14 protein-coding genes are annotated in these 10,277 nt (G+C 31.7%); 1 reads left to right on the forward strand and 13 read right to left on the reverse strand.

The features are described from left to right. Nucleotides 1–17 precede the first annotated feature (17 nt). Both C8C76_RS02975 and C8C76_RS02980 read right to left on the reverse strand, forming a co-directional pair. A complete protein-coding gene (locus C8C76_RS02975) occupies nucleotides 18–446 on the reverse strand; it encodes a nucleotidyltransferase domain-containing protein (RefSeq protein ID WP_181248134.1) in 429 nt (142 codons plus the stop codon). A gap of 176 nt (nucleotides 447–622) precedes the next feature. Continuing rightward, nucleotides 623–1,060 (reverse strand): Hsp20/alpha crystallin family protein, encoded by a 438-nt coding sequence (locus C8C76_RS02980; protein WP_108138505.1) that lies wholly within the window; start codon nucleotides 1,058–1,060, stop codon nucleotides 623–625. A 237-nt stretch (nucleotides 1,061–1,297) separates the two neighbouring features. On the opposite strand from C8C76_RS02980, the gene C8C76_RS02985 reads away from it, so the two are divergent. Beyond that, a complete protein-coding gene (locus C8C76_RS02985) occupies nucleotides 1,298–2,632 on the forward strand; it encodes a uracil-xanthine permease family protein (RefSeq protein ID WP_108138507.1) in 1,335 nt (444 codons plus the stop codon). A gap of 80 nt (nucleotides 2,633–2,712) precedes the next feature. Here C8C76_RS02985 and C8C76_RS02990 read toward each other — a convergent pair whose 3' ends face one another. The 11 genes from C8C76_RS02990 to C8C76_RS03040 all read right to left on the reverse strand — a co-directional run bounded on the left by C8C76_RS02990 (nucleotide 2,713) and on the right by C8C76_RS03040 (nucleotide 9,975). Continuing rightward, complete coding sequence (locus C8C76_RS02990) at nucleotides 2,713–3,384, reverse strand: hypothetical protein (protein WP_108138509.1); 672 nt, start codon at nucleotides 3,382–3,384, stop codon at nucleotides 2,713–2,715. Further along, nucleotides 3,381–3,911 carry a GNAT family N-acetyltransferase gene (locus C8C76_RS02995; protein ID WP_181248135.1) on the reverse strand — a complete coding sequence of 177 codons (531 nt, stop codon included), beginning with the start codon at nucleotides 3,909–3,911 and terminating at the stop codon, nucleotides 3,381–3,383. Before C8C76_RS02995 ends, C8C76_RS02990 begins: the two co-directional genes overlap by 4 nt. Before the next feature lie 43 nt (nucleotides 3,912–3,954). Beyond that, complete coding sequence (locus tag C8C76_RS03000; RefSeq protein ID WP_108138513.1) at nucleotides 3,955–4,224, reverse strand: hypothetical protein; 270 nt, start codon at nucleotides 4,222–4,224, stop codon at nucleotides 3,955–3,957. Nucleotides 4,225–4,345: 121 nt separating this feature from the next. Then, nucleotides 4,346–4,897: a GNAT family N-acetyltransferase gene (locus tag C8C76_RS03005; protein ID WP_108138515.1), complete on the reverse strand. Its 552-nt coding sequence runs from the start codon at nucleotides 4,895–4,897 to the stop codon at nucleotides 4,346–4,348. A 65-nt stretch (nucleotides 4,898–4,962) separates the two neighbouring features. Then, the gene (locus C8C76_RS03010) at nucleotides 4,963–5,940 is read right to left on the reverse strand and encodes an NAD(P)-dependent alcohol dehydrogenase (protein ID WP_219909357.1); all 978 of its coding nucleotides are present in this window, start codon (nucleotides 5,938–5,940) and stop codon (nucleotides 4,963–4,965) included. Nucleotides 5,941–5,954: 14 nt separating this feature from the next. Next, nucleotides 5,955–6,455, reverse strand: a complete 501-nt coding sequence (locus tag C8C76_RS03015) for a flavodoxin domain-containing protein (protein WP_108138517.1) — start codon at nucleotides 6,453–6,455, stop codon at nucleotides 5,955–5,957. Nucleotides 6,456–6,511: 56 nt separating this feature from the next. Next, nucleotides 6,512–6,907, reverse strand: coding sequence for a hypothetical protein (locus C8C76_RS03020; protein WP_108138519.1), 396 nt, complete (start codon nucleotides 6,905–6,907; stop codon nucleotides 6,512–6,514). Nucleotides 6,908–7,013: 106 nt separating this feature from the next. Further along, entirely contained in the window at nucleotides 7,014–8,045 is a 1,032-nt protein-coding gene (rsgA, locus tag C8C76_RS03025) for a ribosome small subunit-dependent GTPase A (RefSeq protein ID WP_258222409.1), read from the reverse strand. Between the two features lie 51 nt (nucleotides 8,046–8,096). Continuing rightward, nucleotides 8,097–8,495 (reverse strand): adenosylmethionine decarboxylase, encoded by a 399-nt coding sequence (gene speD / locus C8C76_RS03030; RefSeq protein WP_108138523.1) that lies wholly within the window; start codon nucleotides 8,493–8,495, stop codon nucleotides 8,097–8,099. Nucleotides 8,496–8,628: 133 nt separating this feature from the next. Beyond that, nucleotides 8,629–9,678 (reverse strand): IS30 family transposase, encoded by a 1,050-nt coding sequence (locus tag C8C76_RS03035; protein WP_108138525.1) that lies wholly within the window; start codon nucleotides 9,676–9,678, stop codon nucleotides 8,629–8,631. Between the two features lie 93 nt (nucleotides 9,679–9,771). Further along, the gene (locus tag C8C76_RS03040) at nucleotides 9,772–9,975 is read right to left on the reverse strand and encodes a GNAT family N-acetyltransferase (protein WP_258222410.1); all 204 of its coding nucleotides are present in this window, start codon (nucleotides 9,973–9,975) and stop codon (nucleotides 9,772–9,774) included. Nucleotides 9,976–10,277: the final 302 nt, after the last annotated feature.

Raw genomic sequence — 10,277 nt, forward strand, 5'->3', positions numbered from 1 at the left:
AATATTGAAGGTACAGGTTATTTTAAAAAAATCAAAAAAACCGTGCATTGCAACTTGCAATTCACCATTTTTTCTATATTCTTTTTGATATTTGCTTTATCAATTAAAATACGATAAGAATTAATTTTTGCCAGGAACAATTCTTCTTGATCAAATATTGCAAATTCAATTAAATGGCCATTGTTATAGAAAACCTTTAAGCCGTGTTCAGTTTCCTGAAAAGATAACAAGATATTTTCAAAGTCAGGCAGCCAGGATAAGTTTTCGCGAAAATATTTTTGATAACCACTTTTTACAATTACAAAAAAATCATGATCAGACCATTCATCTGGCAGATGATCCTTTTTAGACATTGAACCTACTGCAACTAAACCAGTAACTTGATTATAATTTAATAGCTTTTCCTTTAAATCATCAGTAAATTTTTCATATTTATTAAGTTTCAAAATAATTCTCCTCACAATTTCAGATTTATTTCATCATAATAATATAATAACTCTGCCAGAAATTTTTTCTTTATTAGCTGTATAATCAAAGCAGCTGCTTTTTATAACAACTGGTAATTAAGCAATCCATAATCCATAAAAATATCCGAGCTTGAAGCCCGGATAATTAGAAATAATTATTTAATTTCTATTTTCTTAGCCTCAGCTTTTTTCTTCTGCTCAGCTTTATAAACTTTAATGGATAAAATTCCATTATCTAATTTAGCCGTAACTTTATCCTCATTTATACTCTCAAATCTAAAGCTGCGTTTATATTCTCCCAGCTTTCTTTCCTGACAGAGAACATCATTTTCTCCATTACATAATTTTTTTCTGACCGCTTTAATTGTTATCTTAGATTTTTTAACTGTAATTTCTATATCTTCCTTTTTTACTCCTGGCAGTTCAGCTTCAATAAGATAATAATCATCCATTTCATAAACATTTGCTATAAATGCTTTAAATTCTGTATTCTGATAAGGAAACATGCCCTGATTACCGTACTCATATCGCGGTCTTAAGTTTTCTCTTTCTTTCTGATTATCAAATTTATCACCATAAAAATTGTTGAACATGTTCTCACCTCTCTCAAATTATATTAATTAATTCCAAGTGAACTCATTATATTAATTCAATGTAGGGCCAAAAAATCCTGCAATTTAATCAGTTAATTCATATTTATATTTTAAATTAAAAAATTATTCTGAAAATTTAGGAGGAGAACACTTATTTCTCTTGAATAAGGTTAATAGAGTTAAATATTATTAATTTTTATTAAATTAAATTTAATTATACAGGAGGTTAAAATAATAATGGCAGATAATACGGTTAAGGTTACTAAAGAAATTGAAACTACAAAAAGTTCTCATTATGCCCTAAATGATCAGCCACCAATGGGGAGAAGATTTTTACTGGGCCTGCAGCATATGCTGGCTATGTTTGTAGGAGTTATCACTCCACCTATTTTAATTGCAAACGCAGCCGGCTTAGGAGCGGCTGGCACCAGTTTTATGGTCAGTATGACGCTTATTATGTCAGGAATAGTTACTTTTGTGCAGTGTAAAAGGTTTGGACCGATTGGAGCTGGACTGCTGGGGGTAACCGGTACCAGTTTTACCTTTGTTCCGATGGCAATGGCTGCAGCCAATGCAGGTGGAATTCCACTGGTTTTAGGTATGGCAATGGTTACAGCACCTGTTGAAATTCTGTTAAGCCGTTTTTTAAAGCAGATTAGAAGTCTTTTTCCTCCGCTTGTCACTGGTACAGTTGTAACTTTGATTGGACTAACTCTAATTAAAACCGGGATGCAGGATTTTGCCGGAGGAGCTGGAGCTGAAAATTTTGGTTCCTTAAGTAATCTTTTATTAGGTTCGTTTGTACTGGTTATCATTATTATTGCCAGCCGTTTTGGCAGTGGTTTAATTAAACTGGGAGCAATTGCAATTGGTTTAATTTCAGGGTACATAATTTCAATTCCACTGGGGTTAATAGATTTTGCTCCTGTATTTAATGAAGGCTGGTTGACTATACCGCGCCCGCTTTATTTCGGACTGGATTTTGATTTCGCTCATCTGCTTCCCTGGATGATTGCTTATGTAGTAACTTCGATTGAATCAATTGGAGATCTGACAGCAATTGCTGAAACTTCTGGAGAACCTGTAAATGGTCAGCTGCATCAGGATAGATTGAGCCGCGGTCTTTTGGCTGAAGGATTAGGCAGTATGATTTCTTCTCTCTTTAATGTAATGCCCAATACAACTTTCAGTCAGAATATCGGAGTTATCCAGATAACAAAGGTCGGCAGCAGAGTTGTTGGCTATGTTGTTGCAGTTTTACTGCTTTTATTAGGCCTATTTCCTAAATTTGGAGCAGTAATTAGTGTAATGCCTGCACCTGTTTTAGGTGGTGCAACCCTGGCCTTATTCGGGATGATTGCCTCTGCTGGTGTAAATATTGTGACTAAAAATGGATTTTCAGATAGAACTGCCTTTATCTTTTCCATAAGTTTAAGTATCGGTCTTGGAGTTACTTACTTTCCGGAAATTGCTCAGAGCTTACCTGCTTTTTTAGAAGTTCTTTTCTCATCTGGAGTTGCGGTTGGTGCAGTTTTAGCAGTCTTCTTAAATTTAATAGTTCCAGAAGAATAAGAAAAAAAGAGATGGGCTAAAACTAATTTAGCTCATCTCTTTTTAAATACAAAATAATAAAGCGACACAAAATTATTTAATTAAATTGTCCACTGATTATGAATAATTCCAGTTAATTTCCAATCACCCTGATATTTTTCAAAGACCAGGCGCAAACTCTGCCAGTCCATTCCTTCAAATTTAGGTTTAAATCCTGAAAAATAGTATTCAACTATAATAGGGTTGTCATAAACTTCAAATTGATTTTCCAGCATATTTCCACTACTTAAAACTTCATTATAGCCTATTTCTTCTGCCTTAATAAAATTCGCAGTGTAAATAAATTCGTGATAGTATTCTGCTGGAGTTAATCTTATCTCTTTTCCACTGCCATCATAGCTGCCCCAGAGATATTTTTTATCATCTTCAAAAAAATCACTTACCTCTTCTTTTGTCATAACTACATCTTTTTCTTCCCTAACATAAGTATAAGGAGTGAATCTAAGTCCCTTTTTAGGATGCACATACTCAGCAACTTCAGCAAAGTCTTTTGCAGCAATTGCCTGAATAACATTTTCTGCTCTATAATTAATTATTATTTCAGCAATTCTGGGTTTAATTATTCCCTGTTCATTCAAATAATATTTGCTTAAAAAATCTTCTTTGCCTGAATTTATATCTTGCTGATCAGAAGCTGCAGCAATCGGGAATAACAGTGTGGAAATCAAAAACAAAGCAGCTGTAATTACACCTATAAGAAGCTGTTTTTTCATAATCTAACACCTCTTTTAGTTGTTTTTTCAATTTTATACCAAAAAGTTTTTTCTTCTTCCTTATATTTTTTCATTCCAACTTTTTCTAGTACTCTTTGTGAAGCTTTATTATCTTTATTGGTCTCAGCAGTAACAATTTTTACTTTATTTTGAGAAAAAGACCACTTAATAATGGTACTTAATGTCTCTGTCATATATCCCTTGTTTTGATAATCTTGATCAATACCATATCCTACTTCAACTTCTCCTTTTCGATTTACCGGACCTTTAAAAGTAATTCCACCGATTATTTTATTCTCATCTTTTAATATTATCTGCCAGTTTGTGTACCATAGGTAATTTTCTTTATCGTTTAAAGCTTTATGATAGGGTTTAGTAAAAATTTCTTTAATTTCTGAACTTAACTCTCTGCCAGTAACTTTAACTCCTAAATTTTTTTCTAATTTCGCTGTATCTTCAATATATAACTTGAAATTTTCTAGATCAAGAGCAGCTATTAACAGTCTATCCGTTACTAATTTTAACAATTTTTTCACCTGCCGTTAATTAAGTATTTAATTCTTAAATGAATTATAAACCAAGTAATTCTGCAAGATCTCCAACCGCTAAAGTTCCCCATAGAATTATTAAAGCGATAATTACTTTTATCCTAAAGGAAATTGATATCTTAAACTTTTCCCTAAAAAAAGAATTGCCTGGAGGAAAATAAATCAAAGATAGAATTAAATAAAAAATCCCAGGAACAGGATGGATCAAAAATAGATTCAATATACCGATTACAAAAAATAAAACAGCAAATATCCAGATAATTATATTTTTAAAAGATAAATTTTTATTCAAATTTTAAACCTCCAGTAAATTTCTATTCATTTTGATGTGTTGGTTTAGAGAAATCATCTATCTGATTTCCTACAGGGGGCGGAAACTTAAAAATAAAGTATACAAATTTTTTGAAGATATACTATCTTAAGTCCCAATCTTTTCTTAATAAATCCATATATAAGACATCAGAATAAGTACCCTCTCGACTATCAAAACTAGCTTCTCTCATAATTCCTATTTTTTTGAAACCTAATTTTTTATATAGATTTTGAGATTTATGGTTATCTGCTAATGTTGTTAATTCTATTCTATTTAAGTTAAGAAAATTAAACATAAATTCAATAAAATTGTTTAACGCATCAAACCCATAGCCTTTACCCCGATCTTTAATCTCACCATTTTCTATACCAAATTCTGCACTTCTATTTCTTTTATCCCAGTTTCGATAGGATAGCTCACCTATAGGAGTTAAATCTTCTTTTTTACAGAAAATAAACATTTTTTTGGGCGGGAAAACATCTTCATTTTTTATTTCAGTTTCTACCTGCAGTCTAAATGATTCTTTACTCATTAAAAATCCATACTTAAATCCACAATAAAGGTTTCCCTGAGAATTATTTCTCCATCTATGAAGTAATTCCTCATCTCCAAGTTCAAGCTGTCTGATAAATACTTTGTCACCTTCAATCAATTAAACTCCTCCCTCTTTCTTTTTATACTTTGCTTAAAAATTATATTTCATATTTCAAATCTCGTTTACCTTATTTTTAAAATAACATTTCCTGTTTTCTGACCGCCTGCAGTATAGGTGAAGGCTTCACTAATTTTATCTAAAGGATATTCTCTATCTATCACAGCCACAAATTTATCCTCTTCTATCAGTTTTTTGATGAAATCTATACTGGCTTTAATATCTGTGGGAGTAGGGAAAATGACTTTTTTACCAGAACTTATCTTTGTAATTAATGCTAAGAAAAGATTCTCTCCCAGTCTGCCTAATTCTGATGAAATATATACTCCATCTGCTTCTAATAGATTCCTGCATTTAGAAAAAGAGCTTTTACCGACAGCATCAAAGATACATTTGTATTTTTGATTATCCTCTGTAAAATCTTCTGTCTGATAATCAATTACTTTGTCAGCACCTAAAGATTTCATTAATTCTATATTTTTGCTGTTGCCTACTGCTGTAACATAAGCGCCGTGATATTTTGAAAACTGGAGCAAGGCAGAACCAATTGCTCCTGTTGCCCCATTAATCAGAATTTTTTCTCCCTCTTTTACTTGAACTTTCTTAATAAAATTATAGGCATAATGGGCACCTTCAAGACTGGCTGCAGCTTCTTCGTATGATAATTTTTCCGGGATTAAACTTAAAGCTTTATCTGCTGATATTGTCATGTACTGGGCATGAGAAGCTGAGCCGTTATCATTAAAACCGAAAACTCTGTTACCTACTTTAAAAGAGTTTACCTTATTACCAACTGCTTCAACTTCACCTGCAAAATCTGTACCGGTAATCGGCAGTTTAGGCTTTAATAAACCGGTAAATAACCTCATTATATAAGGTCTGCCGCTAAGAACTGCACAATCTGTTCTATTGACAGTTGCTGCATGTACTTTTATTAAAATCTCATTTTCCTTTGGTTTTGGAATCTCTATTTCTTTGATTTTTAAGCTTTCAGGCGGTCCATATTCTTTTCTATAAGCTGCTTTCATTTTATTTGATTTCATTAATTTTCTCCCCCTTAAATAGAAAGTTTATCTTTAATATCAGCTGCAAATTCTTCAGCCCTTAACAAATCCTTTTTATTCGGCCTATTTTTATTTATTCCACCAAAAAAATATTTTATAAAACTGTAATTCATAAAGCCCCTGCACATAAATTCATCAATAACATCAAAGCCTTTAGCAGTTAATTCTTTTTTTAAAGCAGTATGCATTTTTATATATTTAACAGAAGCTGTAGAAAAGATAAATGCTTTTTTATTTTTCTGCATTTCAAATTCCTTAATTAGTTTAAATAAATCTGCATGATGTTTTCCATTATAAATACCTGAAGCAAAGCCGATTAAATCATAGTCATTAAGATCATCGTTTTTTACTTCAGAAGGTTTTTTAAGATTAGCATTTAATTTTTTTGAAATTACTCTAGCGATTTTCATTGTATTGCCGTGATGAATTGAGAGACAGATTATAAGCACATTGTGTTTTGAAATATTATTTTTAAAATTATAACCTTCATTCATCTTTTTTCACCTCAGATATCAAGTTCTACTCTCTTGTTTGCAGAAAGATTTGATTATTAATTTATCCATTCATTCTCTTCATATAGCTTATATCCCTTCTGCAGAGCATCAAATATTTCATTTTCAAGCTCTTTATCTATGCTTTTTATGTGAAAACATGATTTTCCTTTTAATAATTTTAATAATTTTGGCTCGAGTTTTTCTTTAAGCTCTGGTTCAACATAAATGGGCATAAAATAAAAGCTTATATAGTTTTTCTGGAGAGTGACACCTGCAAAAAAGAGCTCTTTTTTAGTTTTTCCAGCAATATTTACTTCTTTATCGGTCCATAATTCATATTTTTCTTTGAGGTCAAATTTTAGCTTTAATGGACCTTCATACTGCTCTAATATTTTCTTTAGCATTTTAAATGTTCTCATTAATTCAGCTGCTTTTTTATTTTCATCTTTCATTTTTATTCCTCCTTTATTTTTTATTTTTAATATAACTTATATTTCCCTTATAAAGCAAAAAACCCTCCAAAAATACTTAATATAATTTTGAAGGATTTTTATTTTTCTAAAATCCAAATATGTCTTTATTCATTAATTTGGCGGCACGGACTGTACCATATTTCTTTTTGCGTTCAATAAACAATAATTCTCTTTCTAATTTTCTGTAGCTTTCCAATCTTTTCTCCGGCAGTTCTCCCTGTTCTATTGCTTTTTTAACAGCACAGCCGGGTTCAGAATCATGCTGGCAGTCATTAAATTTGCAGTTTTGGGCAAGAGCTTCTATATCTTCAAAGCTCTCTTTGATGCCTTCATTACCATCCCAGAGCTGGATTTCTCTCATTCCAGGAGTATCTATCACTATTCCTCCATCTTCCAAAACTATTAATTCGCGGTGGGTAGTTGTGTGTTTCCCTCTGCCGTCATTAATTCTAATTTCATTGACTTCCATTTTTTCTTGACCCAGCAGCTGATTAATAATTGTTGATTTTCCAACTCCAGAAGAGCCTAATAAAGCGGCTGTATAACCTGTTTTTAAGTATTCTTCTAGCTCATTTAGTCCTTTTCCGGTTAGAGAACTAACTATATGAATGGGAACTCCAAAGGCAATAGTTTCCACTTCTGTTTTCTTTGCTTGAGCATCATCACACAGATCAGCTTTACTCAACACTATTACAGGTTTAGCTCCACTGTCCCAGGCAATTGTTAAATATCTTTCCAGTCTTCTTAAATTGAAATCCTGATTTAATGAAGTAACAATAAATACTGTGTCAATATTTGCTGCTACTATCTGTTCTTTAGTATTCTCGCCTGCTACTTTGCGTGAAAATTTGCTTTTTCTGGGCAAAATATTATGGATGATAGCTCTTTCGCTATTAGACTGAAGATCAATTACTACCCAGTCACCTACTGCAGGAAATTGATTATTGTAACGCATCTTGCCTGTTATCTCAGCTAAAACTTCCCCTGTTTCAGTATACAGCTTATACATTCCCTTATATTCTACAGCTACTCGAGCTATTTGAAAATTTTCTCGTTTATTAATTTGCTTTAATTTATCTTCAAAATTCTGATTCCATCCTAAATCTATTAAATTCAATCTTATTTCCTCCCTGTTAATTTAATTAAGCAATTTAAAAACTGCTCTAACTTAGCAGAAGTGTATTAAACTGCCTAATTTATTTTCTTTTATATTTGCTCTTTTGATTTCATCAACTTTTGTTATTTCTGCTTCAAATTTTTCTGTAATTAAATCCACAGCAGCAAAAGGATCAACTCTCTTATTATAGGTAAATAAATTAACTGCCGCATATGCTATTTCAGGACAGATATGGATAGTCAAATTAGTTTCTGCTGTCATAACCACTCCTATAATACTTTGATTATTGACCTTTTTAAATATTACTTCTTTAATCTCAGTACCTGCAGTTAGTGCTGCTTCAGTAATTATTTGTTCAATTGTTTCTCTATCCTTCATTTTTTTATTATTACATTCATTTATTTCAAGAATAACATGTCTTCCTATAAAATCATTATTTATTTTTAACATTTTCTTTACCTCACTATTTAATTATTAATTATATACTTCAAGCCATTATTTCAGTCCCGATACTCATTTTACTTTTATTTAAATTTTCTTAAATTGCAATGATAAATTGAACTAATTTCAAACTGTAATAATTTTAATTGTATAGAATTTGTTTTAGTTGATCTTCAAAAGCTTCATTAGGCGTTAAATATCCTAAGATTTTTCTTGGCAAATTATTACACCAATTTTGAACTCTAGCAATAGCTTCAATTGAGAATTCATTTATACTTCTACCTTTAGGTATAAATCTTCTTATTAAGCCATTGTGACGCTCATTTGTGCCTCGTTCCCAGGATGAATATGGGTGGGCATAATAAACTTTGGTATCAACTATTTCTTCTATACTGGCTAGCTCTGAAAATTCAGAACCATTGTCACTGGTAATACTTTTAAAGACTGTGGAAAAAAGATCACCCGCTTCTTTGATTAGCTTTGTCATTGTTTCCTGGACTGAATGAGATGTTTTGTCAGCAATCTTACGAATGATTTGTGAGCGAGTTGTACGTTCTGTCATAGTAAGTAGAGCAGCTTCACCTTTAGTCTTTTTACCAATAACAGTATCAATTTCCCAGTGACCAAATTCGCTACGATCATTAACGCTTTCAGGCCGTTCTTCAATACTGGTACCCAGTTTCTTTTTATTCTGTTTAACACGGTTGGACTTTAAAGATCGCTTTAGTTTCAGTGGTAAATCAATGTTTTTAATCTCAAGTAACCCAGCATCTATATAATTATAGAGAGTTTTGGTACAGACCATCTCTGAATCTGGGAATTTATTATGCCGTTTAGCTGCCCCACAAATAGAATCGAGTGAATGATCTAAGTTATAAAATTCGTCTAAAACATGTTCTATGAAATCTTCACACGCTAATAGTTTAAACTTAGGTCCACAATTTTTACGATTATTCTCATAAACTCTTTGGCCAGTATCAGGGAAATAGATATTAACAGTTTTATTACCTTTTATCTGTGATACTGTGCCACGTTTCAACTCATTTCTGATTGTGTTAGAAGCTCTACCTAGGCGTTTACCAATGGCATAAGGTGACAGACCTTCTGAATGTAATAAAGCAATTTGACCGCGATCATAAGCATTTAGGTGTTTATTTTTTCGAGAATTTGGTGTATCATTTAAGTAGTCCATAGTGTGCACCCTCCTGTAATGTTTATTGTTTGTAGTAATTCAATTATATTACAGTTTGGTCCGCTATGGGCACTTTTTTTATTATTTTTTTAATTAGTTCAAGTTCATTATACAACTAAGCAAATTTATAATCTTTTTAGTTGTAGAAAGTTCTTTATGGGAAGGCCAGGATAAATATTTTGTTACCTCTGGATCACTGGCCCAGTTATTGAACATAAATTTAGCATCAGTAATCTTAAATCTGCGTAAGATTAATCTTTCAGTTTTTATTTTTTGAGTTCCTTTGTGATTAATCATAAACATCTCCTCTGTTATATTATTTAACTCAAACTTCGCACATAAATAACCCTTTTGCACCTTGAAATTTCAATATTTAGCAGAATTAAAGTAATATCATTTTACTGTTTTAGGCAGATATCGGCAGATTTTCTACTAAGTTTTCTGGTACTGCCATAATGAATGCTTCTAAAAGCTGATCCAGCTGTTTTGAAGTTAATGATAATTGCCTCTTCGCTATTTAGTGTGGGTTTTTATTGTTCTTTTATTTAATATAGCTGAATTAATTCATTTTCATATCCAATTATGGTATACTTTACCTA

It is taken from the genome of Halanaerobium saccharolyticum (genome assembly GCF_003053565.1).
Taxonomy (GTDB): Bacteria; Bacillota; Halanaerobiia; order Halanaerobiales; family Halanaerobiaceae; genus Halanaerobium; species Halanaerobium saccharolyticum_B.